The organism is Exiguobacterium sp. s192 (assembly GCF_018618795.1).
Taxonomy (GTDB): domain Bacteria; phylum Bacillota; class Bacilli; order Exiguobacteriales; family Exiguobacteriaceae; genus Exiguobacterium_A; species Exiguobacterium_A undae.
The window spans coordinates 185,258-200,977 of sequence record NZ_JACSMS010000004.1 but is presented as its reverse complement, the minus strand read 5'-3'; the positions used below and the strand labels follow the sequence as shown (position 1 = coordinate 200,977).

Sequence of the window (15,720 nt, the reverse complement as noted above, 5' to 3'; positions counted from 1 at the left end):
AAATTCAAGCAATTCGTTGACTTACTGAATTAAACTCATCTATCCTTAAATGGATTGATTGAATAAAAAGTAAAATATATTTTTGTGAGCTAATTTTAATGGACAATGAAAACAGAAGTGAGAGGGGAATTACTTTACATGAAACGTATTATTATTCGCGCTGGTATGACACCGTTTGAACAGTTCGACGCAGAATATCTCATGAAACACAATTCAATCGGAGGAAACGTTGGAAACCTGATTTATCAATACAGCATCTTCCGCACATTGATGACAGAAGGCACGACGATTACACCGGATTATTACTACTATGAAGAAGAGCGTGCAGATGAGATCAACGCCAACTTCGACCTGTACGTCATTCCACTCGCAGACGCATTCCGTAAAGAATTCGTTCCGACACTTCGTAAATATACAAAATTGATTAAAAAGCTGAAGATTCCAGTCGTCGTCATCGGCGTTGGTCTACGCGCACCGTTTGAGCCGGACTTAAAAGAAGGTTTTTCATTTGATGAAGATGTAAAGGCGTTTGTCAGTGCCGTCCTCGAACGTTCAAGCATGCTTGGACTTCGCGGTGAAATCACATCAAAATATTTGACGCGCCTTGGTTTCCGCGAAGGAATCGATCACAAAGTCATCGGTTGCCCATCGATGTATGCGTTTGGCCGTGATCTGAAAATCCGTGAAACGAACATCACGAAAGATTCGATGATCGGCGTCAACTCGTCACGTCTTGCACCGCAGAACGTCCTGAACTTCATCACACGCGGAATGGAAGAGTACCCGAACCACTACTTCATCCCGCAATGGATGAAAGAGTTACGCTTGACGTACACAGGGACACATCCGATTGCTGACTTATCGGTCACGAACTACCCGGTCAAAATGTCGGATCCGACATACATGAACGACCGTGTCCGCTTCTTCTTGAATGCACAGACATGGATCGACTTCTTAAAAGAAGCCGACTTCAGCTTTGGAGCACGTCTTCACGGAAACATTACGGCAACGCTTGCCGGAACACCAAGTATCCTGATTCCGAAAGATGCACGGATGCGTGAATTGACGGATTACCACCAATTGACACACATCTGGGCAAATGACATCACAGACAGCACACGTTTGTCGGATGTAATCGAGTCAGCAGACTTCCAAAGCCCGGCTCGTGTACAGGCACGTAACTTCGATAACTTCGTCGAGTTCTTGAACACAAACGACTTAGAGCATATCTACAAAGAAACAAACTATCCGGAGAACGTTCCGTTTGATCGGGAAATGGCGAAAGCCGAACTGCTTCCAGTCGTCAAACCGATTACAGGAATCAGCATCGAAGAAGCCGTTTCACGTTTTGAATCGTACTTCCCGGAAGAAGAACAAAAAATCGTGGCAGCTCAAAAACGCGATAAAGCGAAGATTGCTGAGAAAGACAAAAAAATCAAATCGCTTCAAGGCAAGTTGAACAATCAAACAAAAGAAATGAAACATCAGCAGGGCACCCTGAACCGGAAAGCGGTTCGGATGGCATTGAAAACAGCTGACTTGTTTGCGAAGAAATAAGCAAAAGACGTCTTATACCGTTCTGGTGTAAGACGTTTTTTTAAATGATATATTCTGAATTGTGTTGACAATTCAGAACGTGGTTGGTACTGTTATGAAAAATTACATTCTTATCCAGAGAGGTGGAGGGACTGGCCCTTTGAAGCCTCAGCAACAGGTCGCAAGATACTGTGCTAATTCCTGCGGGTGTCGTACCCGATCGATAAGCTTCTTTTGATTGTCGACCGGCGCACCCATGTATGTGGGTGCGTTTTTTTATCAAAATTAGGCGAGAATACGCTTACTTCTAAACGTTAAGGGCGAAGCCCTAGTGAAAGTGGGAGATGAATCGCCAGCCTGTTTTTCGGGTATATTCTCTTTGAAGGAGGTGAAAAATGGTGTTGAAGCACAAGGCCTACAAATTCAGAATCTACCCCACAAAAGAGCAGGAAATCCTGATTGCGAAGACGATTGGGTGTTCACGCTTCATCTTCAACCACTTCTTGGCGAAGTGGAATGAATTATACAAGACCACTGGAAAAGGACTGTCCTACGGTTCTTGTTCCAAAGAAATTCCTTTGTTGAAGCAGGAGTTCGACTGGTTGAAGGAAGTCGATAGTACCTCTGTTCAGATCAGCGTCAAACATCTTGCTGATGCGTTTGACCGCTTCTTCAAGAAGCAGAACGAACACCCTCGTTTCAAGTCCAAGCGTAATCCCGTCCAGTCGTACAAGACCAACATCCAAGGCAAAAACCAGCTTCCTGAAGTATCGATTGGATGCAACCAGCTGAAACTTCCGAAGCTGAAATGGGTTCGTTTCGCCCACTCGAAGCAGGTCACAGGCCGGATCTTGAACGCCACGATCCGACGTAACGCTTCAGGCAAATATTTTGTTTCCCTGCTCGTCGAGCAGGAAATCAACGAACGGCCGAGGACCGGTTCATCCGTCGGCGTCGACGTCGGACTCAAGAACTTCGCCATCCTGTCGGACGGCACGGTATACCAAAATGACCGTTACTTCCGTTCGCTTGAGAAGAAACTGGCGCGCGAACAGCGTAAGCTCTCCCGCCGTCAACACATCGCCTTGAACAAGAAAGTGAAGCTGTCCGAGGCGAAGAACTATCAGAAGCAGAAACGGAAAGTCGCCCGTATCCACGAGAAGATTGCAAACAAGCGCACCGACTTCCTGCACAAGGTATCGACCGAGATCGTCCAAAACCACGACGTTATCGGCATCGAGACCTTGCAGGTGAAGAACATGCAGAAGAATCGCAAGTTAAGCAAGTCCATCTCGGACGTCAGCTGGTCCGAGTTCTTTCGCATGTTGGAGTACAAGGCGGAATGGTACGGGAAGACCGTCGTGAAGGTTGGCAAGACCTTTGCTTCCAGTCAACTGTGCTCCAGTTGCGGACATCAACACAAAGACGTGAAACATCTTGGCTTACGGGAATGGACATGTCCGAGTTGCGGCATCCATCACGACCGGGATGTGAACGCAGGACTGAATCTCAAACAAGAAGCCGAACGTATCTTAGCTTCTTCAACCGTCGGGACGACGGGGTTAGCCTGATAAATTTTCGACCGTTAGGTCGGATAACTCAGGAATCCTCCACCTCTGAGCAAAGCGTAGGTGGAGGTAGTTCAATGTAAATGAGAGAAAGAGGAGTGTGGAAGAGCAGATGAAAGAGGAGACGTTTCGACGAAAAATGGAATCCCGGCATATCGTCATGCTGTCACTAGGTGGTGTCATCGGGACAGGATTGTTTTTAAGTACAGGTTATACACTCGAGCAGGCCGGTCGGATCGGAACGATTTTATCGTACTTGGTCGGGGCACTGGCAGTTTATCTCGTGATGCTGTGTTTAGGAGAGTTAGCAGTACATATGCCGGAAACCGGCGCCTTTCATAGTTATGCGACGAAGTACATCGGATCCGGAACCGGTTATACGGTGGCGTGGCTCTACTGGTTGACGTGGACGGTCGCCCTCGGGTCGGAATTCACGGCAGCCGGCTTGTTGATGCAACGCTGGTTCCCGGACGTTCCGGTCTGGATGTTCAGCGGCGTATTCGTCGTCATGATTTTAGGAATCAACGTCCTGACGGTCCGCTTGTTCGCGGAGGTTGAGTTTTGGTTTTCCGCCGTTAAAGTATTGACGATTTTAGTCTTCATCGTCTTGGGAACAGCAGCGATCGTCGGATTTTTACCGCTCGCGGACGGATCACAGGCGCCGTTGCTTGCTCCTTTGACAGAAGGCGGCTTGTTTCCGAATGGTGCCTTCGCCATCTTGATGACGATGCTTGCCGTCAACTTCGCTTACTCCGGGACGGAACTGATTGGAATCGCAGCAGGGGAAGCCGTCGATCCAAAACGAACAGTGCCGCTGGCAATTCGCACGACGATTTTCAGATTGGTCCTGTTTTTTGTCGGAACGATCATCGTTCTTGCGATTCTTTTACCGAATGATTCAAAAGGTGTCCTCGAAAGTCCGTTTGTTGCCGTGTTTGAGCGAATCGGTCTGCCGTTTGCCGCGGACATCATGAACTTCGTCATTTTGACAGCCATTCTGTCGGCTGCGAATTCCGGATTGTATGCCGCGTCGCGGATGCTCTGGTCCTTATCCGATCAACGGATGATTACACCGTTCTTTTCCAAGCTGAATGCGAGTGGTGTACCGACACGTGCTGTATTCTTCAGTATGCTCGGTGGTCTGCTCGCCTTGTTTTCCAGTGTTTATGCGCCGGGTTCGGTCTACATTGCCCTGGTCTCGATTTCCGGTCTTGCCGTTGTCGTCGTCTGGATGAGTATCAGCGCGTCACAGTTCATGTTCCGAAGACGGTATCTGCAGGAGGGGAATGATCTCAACGATTTAGTGTACCGGACGCCGTGGTATCCGCTTGTCCCAATCGTCTCTTTTTTAATGTGTCTGGCTTCTTTGATCGGAATCGCCTTTGATCCGACACAACGGGTGGCGCTGTACTTTGGTGTTCCCTTCATTGCCTTATGTTACGTCGTCCATCATCTGACTAAAAAATCATGGAAACGGAGTGTGGAAGATGTCAAAGAAAAACAATCCAGTTGAACGGTTGCTACATGAAAAACCCTATATCTTATTAGACGGGGCGCTCGCGACCGAACTTGAACGCAACGGCAGTAATCTCGACGATCCGCTTTGGTCGGCGCGTGTACTGGTCGAAGAACCGGAGCAGATTCATCGTGTGCATGCCGACTATTTTAAAATCGGAGCGGACTGTGCCATCACGTCGAGTTATCAGGCAAGTATCGACGGCTTCAAGAGCCGGGGAATCGAAACGGACGAAGCGCTTGAATTGATGCAACAAACCGTCCATCTTGCGCAACAAGCACGGCAAGAAACAGGAGGAAAAGCGCGTCACGCACTCATCGCGGGATCGATCGGACCGTACGGCGCTTACCTGTCTGACGGCTCGGAATACGTCGGTCATTACGGGGTCGACGATGCCCGACTGGAAGCCTTCCACCGTCCGCGGCTCGAAGCTTTGATTGCGGCCGGTGCCGATCTGTTAGCGTTTGAAACGATACCTTCCTTACAAGAAGCCAAAGTGCTGTTTCGTCTGCTCGAAGAATTTCCGGAACAATCGGCTTGGCTTGCCTTTTCTTTGCGTGACGCGACGCACATCAGTGAAGGAACGACGTTGGTCGAGTGCCTCGAAGCTTTAGGTGAGCATCCGCAACTGGCAGCGATCGGCGCCAATTGTTTTCCGGCATCAATCGCGACGGCGTTCATCACCGGCTTAAAACAACTGACCGATGTTCCGATCATCGTCTATCCGAATTCAGGGGAACATTATGATCCGGTCAGTAAAACATGGTCCGGTGAAACAGCCTGTACCGCGTTCGAAGACATTGCACCGGAGTGGTACGCGGCAGGTGCCCGATTGATCGGCGGTTGTTGCCGCACGACACCGGAGCAGATCGAGCGTATTCAGCAGAATGTGACGATCATTTAACCGGAAGACGACGAAACATTCAGCTGAACAAAAACAGAGGGCGGATATACAATCCGCCCTCTGTGCTGGGTTGCCAGTTGCTGTTTTTCAGGAATTCACCGTTCCCGCAACGCTTGGTTAAACTGTTTCAGCAACCGTCCAAAGGATTCCGCATCTTCAGCCGGCCAGTCCGTCACGAGCCGTTCGATGCTCGTCAAACGAGCGGTCCTGTAGATTTCCAACTCGCGTTGACCGTGCGGTGTGATCTTGTAGAAAAAGGCCCGGCCATCTGTCGGGTCTTTTATTTTTTCGACCAGATTTTTTTGATCGAGGGCAGCAGCTTGCCGACTGACAGTCGATACGTCGAGCTGCAATTCACGTGCGAGCGTCTTGACACCGACTTGACCGGAATCCGACAGTTGGCGCAACAGCAAGTAGGACGCGCGGTCCAAATTCCGGTTATCGGCCGTCGCCGTCGTCAAACGACGAATCAAAATCGCCAGTTCGAGTTCAATCGTTTCCAGGGATTGATTAGACATCTTATCACCTCTTCATATCAGCCTTTATTGCCCTCATCATTACGCACGAGACGACCGCTGTCAATACAAGAGCAGGGTTCTTGACACGGTTATAGTTGTATTATACAATCATAAATGTTATTTAATTGTATCGTGCAACTGATTGTTATGAACTTATTCCATTACAGCGTCTGATAAAGGAGAATTCCGATGAAAGCTTATCAATCCATGAAAGAAACCGTCATTACCGTCAGTGAACAAGATACAATCCGGACGGTGGTTGAACGTTTTATCACATCCGGAATCAGCGGTGTTCCGGTCGTGAACGAACAGCAGGAGGTCGTCGGTTACATCAGTGACGGGGACATCATGCGGGCGATCGGGAAACACAAAGATATCATCGTCGATACATTCGTCTATGTCGACGTCATCAAAGGCGACGACGAAAACTACGAAGAGCGTGTTCGGCATATCTTGAATCGACCTGTCATGGAGATGGCACGGCGGAAAGTCGTCACAGCGACGGTGGAGACCGAGATGGAAGAAATCGCGGCGACGCTGGGCGCGAAACGGATTAAAAAACTGCCGATTCTAAAAGACGGAAAGCTCGTCGGAATCATCAGTCGTGGTGACGTCATCCGTCACTCCTTTAAACAGTTTATTTAAGAAAGAAGGATTCATATGGCTCTTGCTGAAAAAACAACGACACTTGCGCCTGAGACAGTCTTGGCTGAAAGCAAACAAGGTTTGCTGCATCAGCCGATTGCGGTTTGGGCGGTATTTTTTGCCAGTATTACGGCATTCATGGGGATGGGGCTTGTCAACCCGGTCTTACCAACGATTGCCGACAATCTAGAAGCTTCCAAAAGTGAAGTCACATTGCTGTTTACGAGTTATAATGCCGTCATGGCGTTTGCGATGCTGATCACCGGTGCGATTTCGTCCCGGATCGGTCAAAAAGGAACATTGATGCTCGGGATCGCCGTCATTGCGGTCGTCGCCGGTTTCGCGTCACAAGCCGACAGCATCTGGACGCTCGTCGCTTTACGCGGCGGTTGGGGACTCGGGAACGCCTTGTTCGTTGCGACGGCACTTGCCGCGATCGTTTCCCTGTCATCCGGCGGAACGGCGAAAGCGATCATCTTATATGAAGCGGCGGTCGGTCTCGGGATTTCAATCGGTCCGTTGCTGGGCGGGACACTTGGTTCGATTACATGGCGTGCACCGTTCATGGGTGTTGCGACGATTATGGTCATCGCGTTCCTCGTCTTGTTGTTCTTGATGCCAAAACCAGTTGCCACGGCGACACCACCGAAAAAGATTTCGTTGCTGGCACCGTTCCAGGCAATGAAACACCGGTCATTACTGACACTCGGAATCGTTGCTGCCCTGTATAACGTCGGATTCTTCACGATCATGGCGTATGCGCCGTTCGTCATGAAGCTGCCGGCACAAGGGCTTGGATTTGTCTTCCTCGGTTGGGGGATGTTGCTCGCCTTGACGTCCGTCCTGACAGCACCAAAATTAAAACAATGGCTCGGGACGATCAAAGCGATGGTACTGATGCTTCTCTTATTCGCCGTCTTGTTACTGTTAATGGGGATCTTTACCGAAACACCAGCAGTCGTCATCGTCTGTGTCATTCTTGCCGGAGCTGTGCTCGGGAACAATAACACTTTGATTACGACAGCAGTCATGGATGCAGCGCCGGTCGAACGTTCGACAGCATCGGCAGCATACAGTTTCTTACGTTTTCTCGGGGCAGCCATCGCACCGTTCATGGCCGGTAAATTGGCTGAAATCTTTAATGCCAACCTGCCGTTTTACGTCGGGAGTGCATTTGTCTTATTGTCTGTCGTCATCATCGGGGTCAATCTCAAACACATTCGTCATATCGATACAACAGACAGCGGACATTAATGCCAACAGCAAACGTCCCTTCCTTCGCAAAACCAGCGAAGGAAGGGACGTTTTTTGAGCGTTCAAGACCGTGGATACGTCGTCTCCAGAAAAGCGACGGAGTGAACGATCAGCTCCCGTAAGACAAGCAGGTCGACATCTGCTAGTTTATTAATATAGACACAGCTTTTTCCGGTCTTGTGTTTGCCGAGACGCGCGAGGAATTGCTCACGCTCCGGACCTGTTGCGAAATAGAGGCTGATGTTCGCTTTGCGGGGCGAGAATCCGACAAGAAATGAGTCGCCTTCATGTCCGGAAGAATACCGATAGTGATAGTGACCGAATCCAATCATCGTGTCACCCCACATCACGGCTGGATAACCCGTCATCTCTTCAAAAATCTGCCGCAATTGTTCACAGTCCGTCCGTTTTGACACTGGCGTGATCGTACTCAAAAAGGCATCGACGCTTTGATCCGTCGGTAACGTCTTTTGCTGATCAGTCATAAGAAAACTCCTTTCGTGAGTGGGCGACGGTCATTTCGATTCGTTACAAAACCATTCCCTGTCTAACGGGGATTCATTCAAAAAGAGGTGATTTAGTTGAACCATGTGATCTCATTTACGGGATATGACGAGACAATTGACTGGCACATCGTCGAAGTGAATCAAGCGTTGGCTACATTACAAATCGACGTGTGGCATCAGGATAAAAGAATCCATCAGATGACGTTATCGTTTGAAGAATATGACCGATTTGCCCATGAATTTCGGATTGTTCATGAGCAGTTTCCGGGAATCGTTTCCTTTGAAAACGCTGGGTTTATATTTGAATTGATCTACAACCGGCTGGGGCATGTTCGAATCGACTGGCGTCACGTTGACGAATCAAACCATACATTACAGTCTGATCAAAGTTATGTTGGGCAAGCCCTTGGCTTGATCGGCGTGTACACTTAAAAATCCTCCATTCGTCGTGTAAGAGACGAATGGAGGATTTTTTTAGGTATATGAATGGAGCGCTAAACGCGTGCACAACTCGATCGTTTCTTCATATTCCGATAAAGGAATGGACTCATCGATTTGGTGCGCCAGCCGGAAATCGTGGAAAGAAGCAACGGCAATCGGGAAGCTTCGGGCGGCCTGACTGAACATGGCGCCGTCTGTTCCTCCAGGAATCGCAACGCGTCGTGTCGGCTGACGTCGAATGGATTCCATCGTTGTTGCGACGACATTCAAGAACGGGTCCTCGGAATCAGTTTCACAGGACGGAATCTCTTTGATGACAGTGACTTTCATCGAAAAGCTGTCGTCCTGTTCACGCAGACGTTGATTGATTTCTTCCAGTGCGGCTAAGACCTGTTCCCGTCCGAATCCGGGAATCGTCCGGATGTCCATATAAAATGCAGCTTGGCTCGGAATGACGTTTGGACCTTCACCGCCCGTAATGGACGTGATGGAAGCGACGACCGGACCGAGCTCCGGATGACTGTGAGTGGTGATCGTAAACCGGTCGGATTTGATTTCTCGAATCACACGATACAGATCATCGATGGCGTTTTGACCGAGTTGGGGCGAAGAGCTGTGAGCGCTTTTACCCGCACACGATACTTCCACGCCGACGACTCCTTTTTGGGCGTACCCGAGAAAACCGCTTGTCGGTTCCGTGATCAACAGAGCGTCCAAATCATCTGCGTCACCACGTTCTGTTAAATGACGGGCCCCGGTCATCCCGTTTTCCTCGTCGGATGTGATCAACAATTTCAGATGGTTTGGTAAGTCATCCCGTTGGTTTAATTCAAGCATCATGCTGACCATTGCCATTACACCGGATTTCATGTCGGAGGCGCCACGTCCGTAGATGCGTCCTTGCTCGATTTCGCCGCCGAACGGATCCTTTGTCCACTCGCTGAGTTGAACAGGCACGGTATCCAGATGACCTGAGAAGCCAATCGTTTTCGGGTGAACGGCCGAAACTCCGGCTTGGATCGTTGCGACGAGACAAATCCGTTTAGGTGACACTTCGATCCATTCCGTCTCGATTCCGTTCGATGTCAGTAAATCATAGACGTACGCGGCGACATTCTCTTCCCCGTCGAGTGGATTGGTGCTTGGAATTTGTAAACAACGTTGTAAATAAGTAATCGATTCTGTAAGCATAGTTTCTCCCCCTTTGCTTTACTTTTCCCGTTCAAAAGTAGTTCAGTGAGGTAAACTAATGCCCAAAACATTTAAGCGTCTCGAATTTCTTAGGGTCAAACCGTTCAAAAATGAACAAAAAAAGCACGGCTCCACAAGTAGGAACCGTGCTGAAAAAAAACGTCGCTTATTCCGCGTCTGTTTTCCATTTATCATCGATTAACATTTCACCCGGCCACGTATAGGCCATGATACCGCCGTCAGCCGTGATGTCTTCACCCGTAACGTATGAACTGTCATCTGAAGCGAGGAACAAGGCAACCGTTGCCATCTCACGCGGTTTACCGAGACGACCGAGTGGTGTGATCCAAGCATTGGCATCACGGAACTGCTTCCCTTGATCTTCTTCTTTTCCGCCGACGAGTGTATCGATGAGCGGCGTTTCGATTGTTCCCGGCGAAAGCGAGTTGACGCGGATGCCTTCCCGGGCATAGTCGATTGCCATCGCGCGTGTGAAGTTGGCGATGCCGCCTTTTGCCGCGTTATATCCGGAACGATTCAAGTCGGCCGCACGTCCTGACATCGATGACGTGTTGATGATCGATCCGCCGTTTTTCAGCATCAATGGAATGACGAACTTACTCGTCAAGAAAGTCCCCCGTAAATCGACGGCGATGATTTGGTCAAACAGTTCGATTGGATATTCATGGACTTTCCCGCCTTGCTGATCAATCCCGGCATTGTTGAACAGGACATCAACCGTCCCGTATGTAGACGCTAAATGGTCTGCGAGTTGTTTTACGCTATCGACTTGTGAGACGTCGACATGAACCGCTTCTGCTTTTCCACCGGCCTGCTCAATCTGTTTGACGGTTGCTTGTGCTTTTTCCAGATCAACATCCGCACAGACGACGGTCGCTCCCTGTTCTGCAAAGACGAGTGCCGTTGCCTGGCCGATTCCTGTCGCCGATCCGGTAATGACTGCTACTTTATTCTCAAGTCGTTTCATAAAAAATCTCCTCCTGAAAAGTAATGTCCGATGTTGTGCTTTACCTTATGAAACATTCCCTCCGCGAATCGAGCTAAACCCATCGAAGTGTCTAACGTTCTGGAGGAACGGGAACATCAAAAAACAGGAAAGCGCAAAACGAAAGGAATGAGAACGCTGACATCAGAGCAACGGGAACATGCAAAAAAATTATTGACGGAAGCCGTGCAGCACCAAATGGAGTTGGCACGTGGACCGATGCGAAACGAATTGATTGAGGGAACGACACCCGTCTTATGGTTTGGTGACGTCTCGAAGAAAAGCTGGTTGACGGTCGCGACGAATCCGTCAGCCGGACAATTTTTGAATAAGGAAGGAACGATGCGTTATGATTCGACGGGTCCGTTCTTTTTGCTCGAATCAGATATGTCTTTAGAGACCTATCTAACGGAGCAACACGTTGAACAAACGATCGACAAGTTTAATCACTATTTTCAACAACCGGATGTTTATAAGACATGGTTTGGAAAGGAACAGGGTGGAAAACTGGAAGGGTTCTTAAATGGATTTGGGGCGTCCTTTTATGATGACGCTCTCCTTCCGGTCATCCATACGGATTTTTTTCCGTTCCCGACCAGACGCTACATGGGGACGATCGCGATGCGGCAGGATCTCGAACAGACGGACTTTGGACAAACTTTTTTGAAAAAGCTGCTGCCGCTGTTTTCCCTGCATGGCATCATTTTACTCGGACGTGAGCATACGGACCGTTTCCGGAAACTGGATCCAAGCATCACGTGGCAAGAACCCGTCGCGTTGACCGATTATCCGGATGCCGTCGTCGAATTTGGTTATTCCGCTGCATTCGGGATTCCGGTCATCGGACTTCACTTTAAACCAAGCGAACAGTTCCTTGGTCTAGGCAGTCGTCCTGACGAAAAGGGCCGGAGTCACGGAACATACGGTTCGACAAAAGGACTGCGTGATATCGGACGGCAGGTGCGGCAAAAACTTGATGCACTCGATGAATTGGAGGATTGACAGTCGTTTTTGTATCCGTAATAATGGAAATGAATTAGCACTCTATCTTATAGAGTGCTAAAAAATACATGGGGGTATCGAAAATGGAAACGAAACAATTTAAAGCAGAATCCAAGCGATTGCTCGAAATGATGATTCATTCCATCTACACACACAAGGAAATCTTTTTACGTGAGTTGATTTCGAACGCCAGTGACGCAATGGATAAGATTTACTACAAAGCGTTGACGGACGAGACGATTACGTTCGACAAGGATGCTTACAAAATTACGATTCAGCCGAACCCTGAAACACGTCAACTGACTTTGCGTGATACAGGAATCGGAATGACAAAAGAAGAGCTCGAAGAAAACCTCGGAACGATTGCCAAAAGCGGATCGCTCGCCTTTAAGGCAGAAAATGAATCACAAGACGGTCATGATATCATCGGACAGTTCGGCGTCGGTTTTTATTCCGCCTTCATGGTCGCCGACACCGTGACGGTCGTCACGAAACCGTTTGGCAGTGACGTCGCTTATAAATGGGAGTCACACGGAGTCGACGGGTATACGATCGAAGAGGTCGAAAAAGAGACCGTCGGAACAGATATCACACTCCATATCAAAGCCAACGAAGACGAAGAGAACTACGATGAATACCTGGAACCGCACCGCCTGCGGAGTATCGTCAAGAAATACTCGGACTTCATCCGTTATCCGATCGAGATGGAGGAAACGGAACAACGTCCGGTCGACGGATCAGATGAAACAGAGACGGTCACAGTCATGAGAACGGTCAACAGCATGGTCCCGATCTGGCGGAAAAACAAACGGGAGCTGACGGATGAGGACTACCGTAACTTCTATCAGGAAAAACGTTACGGATTTGATGCGCCGATCAAGCACATTCATATCAGTGCCGATGGAGCCGTCCGTTATCAATCGATCCTGTTCATTCCAGAACAGCCTTCCTTTGATTATTATTCAAAAGAGTTTGAGAAGGGGCTTGAACTGTATGCGAACGGCGTCTTGATCATGGAAAAATGCAGTGATCTGCTGCCGGATCATTTCAGCTTCGTCAAAGGGATGGTCGATTCAGAAGACTTGTCACTCAACATCTCGCGTGAAATGCTGCAACATGATCGCCAGTTGAAGTTGATCGCCAAAAACATCCAAAGCAAAATCAAGACACAACTTGAAGCATTGCTTCGGGACGACCGGGAGAAATACGAGACGTTTTATCAAGCCTTTAGCCGTCAATTGAAGTTCGGCATCTACAATGATTACGGCATGCAAAAGGATACGGTGAAAGACCTCGTCCTGTTCCATTCGGCAAAAGAGAAAAAACTGGTGACGCTCGCAGAATACGTCGCCGCGATGCCGGAAGAGCAGAAGTACATCTATTATGCATCAGGGGAGAGCACGGACCGGTTGGATAAATTGCCGCAGTCGGAGCTCGTCAAGGACAAAGGATTCGATATCCTATACTTCACGGAAGAGATTGATGAGTTTGCGATTCAGATGCTGCTCAATTACGACGGAAAAGAATTCAAGTCCGTCACGAGCAGCGATCTCGGCATCGAGCAGACGGATCAAGCCGAAACGACAGAGACACAAGTCGAGATGTTCAAAGCGATGCAGGACGTACTGGCAGGACAGGTGAAAGAGGTCAAAGCTTCAACACGGTTGAAGTCACATCCGGTCTGCTTCGCGACGGATGGTGCGGTTTCAATCGAAATGGAGAAAATCCTCAAATCGATGCCGAACAACCAAGATGTCGCAGCCGTGAAAATCCTCGAATTGAACACGTCGCACGATGTGTTCCAAGCGATTGAGACGGCTTATGCCGAGGATCGTCCGAAATTCGAGCGGTATACCAAATTGATGTATCAACAAGCGTTATTGATCGAAGGATTGCCGATTGAAGATCCGGTCGCCTTTGCGAACGAAGTCTGCGCGTTGATGGTCTGAACAAAAAAGCCATAGCAAAAAGCCGGATCCGATGTAATCATCGGTCCGGCTTTTTGAATAGAATGATCGTTTCACAGACTTCCGTTATTCCGAACGAAGTTGCGACGGGACTTCACCGCGTCGTGAAAGAACGTTTAACATGACGAGGAAGATCAAGAAGGCGACAAGCGCACCGATGAATCCGAACACAGACGAACCGGTGACACCGAGCACGAGGTATCCGACAGCCGACGTTGCGGCACCGATCAACGCGTACGGTAATTGTGTCGTGACGTGATCGATATGGTGCGATCCGGCACCGGTCGAGCTGAGAATCGTCGTATCGGAAATCGGTGAACAGTGGTCACCGAAGACGGATCCGGCAAGGACTGCTGCAAGTGTTGGCAACAACAGACTCGGCTCAACCGCCATGATGAGGTCAGCACCGATTGGTAACATGATACCGAATGTGCCCCAACTTGTTCCGGTTGAGAATGCCATGATACTCGCGATTAAGAACAACAGGAACGGCAGATAAGAAGCGGGAATGGATTTGCTGACGAAACTGGCAAGGTAATCCCCGGTCTTCATGTCGCCGATGACAGCGATGATCGTCCAAGCGAACAATAGAATGACGACCGCCGGCCACATCGATTTCATTCCTGCCCAAATGCTGATGCGGTAATCACGTGCCGGAATCTTCCGACCGATCAACATCAAGAAGGCAACGATTAAACTGATGACGACACCTGCAACAAGAGAACGTGTCACGTCCGTTGATTCGAAGGCACCAATCAATGTAAAGGGACGATCGTCAGCGGCAAGCGCTTGAGCACCCGTCCAAAGAAGAGCTGTGACGGTCGCGATGACCAATACGATAATCGGGACGACCAAGTCACGGACTTTTCCATTATCGTGCTCTTTGACCTCTTCCGCCATTCCCATTGGAGTACCTTTGTTGGCGTCAAACAACTCACCTTGTAAAGCACGCAATTCATGCGTCCGCATCGGTCCAACGGCAATTCCCGTATAGGCGATGTAGAGTGTCAGCAACAAAGCGAAGATGGCATAGAAGTTTAACGGCACAATCATCATGAAGGCACTGAACGCTGAGTAATCGGTGATCGAATGTGTCGTCAAGATCCCGGCGATGATCGAGATGATGAAGGCACCCCAGCTGGATAACGGACTGATGACACAGACCGGTGCAGCGGTTGAATCAATGATGTACGCCAGTTTGGCCCGTGAGACACCGCGGCGGTCCGTTAACGGTCGACTGACGTTTCCAACGGCCAGACTGTTGAAGTAATCATCGATGAAGATTAAGATACCTAAGCCGAAAGCGGCGAGTCGGGCGCCACGCGCCGTCTTGACGTGTGTTGTTGCCCATTCGCCGAAGGCACGGGCACCACCTGATGTTTGAATCAGTGTCGACAAGACACCGAGTAACAGTAAGAAGACGAGTAATAAGACGTTCCATTCATTTAAAGCCCCGTCTGCCCAAAACAGACTGAAGATATTTTTCCCGAGATAAACAACGGTATCGATCGGATTGAAGCTGTGAAGCAATAACGCTCCGACTAAAATACCGACACCGAGTGAGATGACGACTTTTCGTGTAACAATCGCCAAGACGATGGCGATTACCGCCGGCGCAAGTGCGACGATGGAATCTGAATAGTTGACCATGGTTGTGGTTCCTCCT

General features: G+C 49.2%; 14 protein-coding genes and 1 riboswitch. Of the genes, 9 read left to right on the top strand and 5 right to left on the bottom strand.

The genetic code is table 11. From position 1 onward, the window contains the following. Window positions 1-138 precede the first annotated feature (138 nt). The 4 genes from KNP87_RS09600 (at window position 139) to mmuM (ending at window position 5,524) form a co-directional block, all read left to right on the top strand. A complete protein-coding gene (locus tag KNP87_RS09600) occupies window positions 139-1,557 on the top strand; it encodes a polysaccharide pyruvyl transferase family protein (protein WP_026831633.1) in 1,419 nt (472 codons plus the stop codon). A 107-nt stretch (window positions 1,558-1,664) separates the two neighbouring features. Beyond that, window positions 1,665-1,766: riboswitch (SAM riboswitch) on the top strand. A gap of 168 nt (window positions 1,767-1,934) precedes the next feature. Then, window positions 1,935-3,107 (top strand): IS200/IS605 family element RNA-guided endonuclease TnpB, encoded by a 1,173-nt coding sequence (gene tnpB / locus KNP87_RS09595; protein ID WP_214721542.1) that lies wholly within the window; start codon window positions 1,935-1,937, stop codon window positions 3,105-3,107. A 109-nt stretch (window positions 3,108-3,216) separates the two neighbouring features. Beyond that, a complete protein-coding gene (locus KNP87_RS09590) occupies window positions 3,217-4,617 on the top strand; it encodes an amino acid permease (RefSeq protein WP_026831634.1) in 1,401 nt (466 codons plus the stop codon). Then, the gene (gene mmuM, locus KNP87_RS09585) at window positions 4,592-5,524 is read left to right on the top strand and encodes a homocysteine S-methyltransferase (RefSeq protein ID WP_214721527.1); all 933 of its coding nucleotides are present in this window, start codon (window positions 4,592-4,594) and stop codon (window positions 5,522-5,524) included. Before KNP87_RS09590 ends, mmuM begins: the two co-directional genes overlap by 26 nt. 95 nt (window positions 5,525-5,619) lie before the next feature. On the opposite strand, the gene KNP87_RS09580 is transcribed toward mmuM, so the two are convergent. Next, a complete protein-coding gene (locus KNP87_RS09580) occupies window positions 5,620-6,042 on the bottom strand; it encodes a MarR family winged helix-turn-helix transcriptional regulator (protein WP_026831636.1) in 423 nt (140 codons plus the stop codon). Between the two features lie 189 nt (window positions 6,043-6,231). Here KNP87_RS09580 and KNP87_RS09575 point away from each other — a divergent pair, with 189 nt between their 5' ends. Beyond that, entirely contained in the window at window positions 6,232-6,687 is a 456-nt protein-coding gene (locus tag KNP87_RS09575; protein ID WP_026831637.1) for a CBS domain-containing protein, read from the top strand. A gap of 15 nt (window positions 6,688-6,702) precedes the next feature. After that, window positions 6,703-7,941, top strand: a complete 1,239-nt coding sequence (locus tag KNP87_RS09570) for an MFS transporter (protein WP_026831638.1) — start codon at window positions 6,703-6,705, stop codon at window positions 7,939-7,941. A 62-nt stretch (window positions 7,942-8,003) separates the two neighbouring features. On the opposite strand, the gene KNP87_RS09565 is transcribed toward KNP87_RS09570, so the two are convergent. Beyond that, window positions 8,004-8,426 (bottom strand): DUF1801 domain-containing protein, encoded by a 423-nt coding sequence (locus tag KNP87_RS09565; RefSeq protein WP_026831639.1) that lies wholly within the window; start codon window positions 8,424-8,426, stop codon window positions 8,004-8,006. Between the two features lie 105 nt (window positions 8,427-8,531). On the opposite strand from KNP87_RS09565, the gene KNP87_RS09560 reads away from it, so the two are divergent. After that, on the top strand, window positions 8,532-8,879 hold the full coding sequence (locus KNP87_RS09560) for a hypothetical protein (RefSeq protein ID WP_353049366.1): 348 nt from the start codon (window positions 8,532-8,534) through the stop codon (window positions 8,877-8,879). A 42-nt stretch (window positions 8,880-8,921) separates the two neighbouring features. On the opposite strand, the gene KNP87_RS09555 is transcribed toward KNP87_RS09560, so the two are convergent. Together KNP87_RS09555 and KNP87_RS09550 are read right to left on the bottom strand one after the other, a co-directional pair. Then, a complete protein-coding gene (locus KNP87_RS09555) occupies window positions 8,922-10,079 on the bottom strand; it encodes an ArgE/DapE family deacylase (RefSeq protein ID WP_026831641.1) in 1,158 nt (385 codons plus the stop codon). 166 nt (window positions 10,080-10,245) lie between these two features. After that, window positions 10,246-11,067: an SDR family oxidoreductase gene (locus KNP87_RS09550; protein WP_026831642.1), complete on the bottom strand. Its 822-nt coding sequence runs from the start codon at window positions 11,065-11,067 to the stop codon at window positions 10,246-10,248. Between the two features lie 87 nt (window positions 11,068-11,154). Between KNP87_RS09550 and KNP87_RS09545 the strand changes: the two genes are divergently transcribed. Both KNP87_RS09545 and htpG read left to right on the top strand, forming a co-directional pair. Beyond that, window positions 11,155-12,087: a hypothetical protein gene (locus KNP87_RS09545; RefSeq protein WP_353049364.1), complete on the top strand. Its 933-nt coding sequence runs from the start codon at window positions 11,155-11,157 to the stop codon at window positions 12,085-12,087. An 83-nt stretch (window positions 12,088-12,170) separates the two neighbouring features. Continuing rightward, window positions 12,171-14,036, top strand: coding sequence for a molecular chaperone HtpG (gene htpG, locus KNP87_RS09540; RefSeq protein ID WP_214721525.1), 1,866 nt, complete (start codon window positions 12,171-12,173; stop codon window positions 14,034-14,036). 84 nt (window positions 14,037-14,120) lie between these two features. Here htpG and KNP87_RS09535 read toward each other — a convergent pair whose 3' ends face one another. After that, on the bottom strand, window positions 14,121-15,704 hold the full coding sequence (locus KNP87_RS09535; protein WP_026831645.1) for a Na+/H+ antiporter NhaC family protein: 1,584 nt from the start codon (window positions 15,702-15,704) through the stop codon (window positions 14,121-14,123). Between the last annotated feature and the right edge of the window lie 16 nt (window positions 15,705-15,720).

Coding starts and splice junctions, on each gene's coding strand:
- KNP87_RS09575 (WP_026831637.1), top strand. CDS start 6,232: ATGAAAGCTTATCAATCCATGAAAGAAACCGTCATTACCGTCAGTGAA.
- KNP87_RS09580 (WP_026831636.1), bottom strand. CDS start 6,042: ATGTCTAATCAATCCCTGGAAACGATTGAACTCGAACTGGCGATTTTG.
- KNP87_RS09555 (WP_026831641.1), bottom strand. CDS start 10,079: ATGCTTACAGAATCGATTACTTATTTACAACGTTGTTTACAAATTCCA.
- mmuM (WP_214721527.1), top strand. CDS start 4,592: ATGTCAAAGAAAAACAATCCAGTTGAACGGTTGCTACATGAAAAACCC.
- htpG (WP_214721525.1), top strand. CDS start 12,171: ATGGAAACGAAACAATTTAAAGCAGAATCCAAGCGATTGCTCGAAATG.
- KNP87_RS09535 (WP_026831645.1), bottom strand. CDS start 15,704: ATGGTCAACTATTCAGATTCCATCGTCGCACTTGCGCCGGCGGTAATC.
- KNP87_RS09590 (WP_026831634.1), top strand. CDS start 3,217: ATGAAAGAGGAGACGTTTCGACGAAAAATGGAATCCCGGCATATCGTC.
- KNP87_RS09570 (WP_026831638.1), top strand. CDS start 6,703: ATGGCTCTTGCTGAAAAAACAACGACACTTGCGCCTGAGACAGTCTTG.
- KNP87_RS09550 (WP_026831642.1), bottom strand. CDS start 11,067: ATGAAACGACTTGAGAATAAAGTAGCAGTCATTACCGGATCGGCGACA.
- KNP87_RS09565 (WP_026831639.1), bottom strand. CDS start 8,426: ATGACTGATCAGCAAAAGACGTTACCGACGGATCAAAGCGTCGATGCC.
- KNP87_RS09600 (WP_026831633.1), top strand. CDS start 139: ATGAAACGTATTATTATTCGCGCTGGTATGACACCGTTTGAACAGTTC.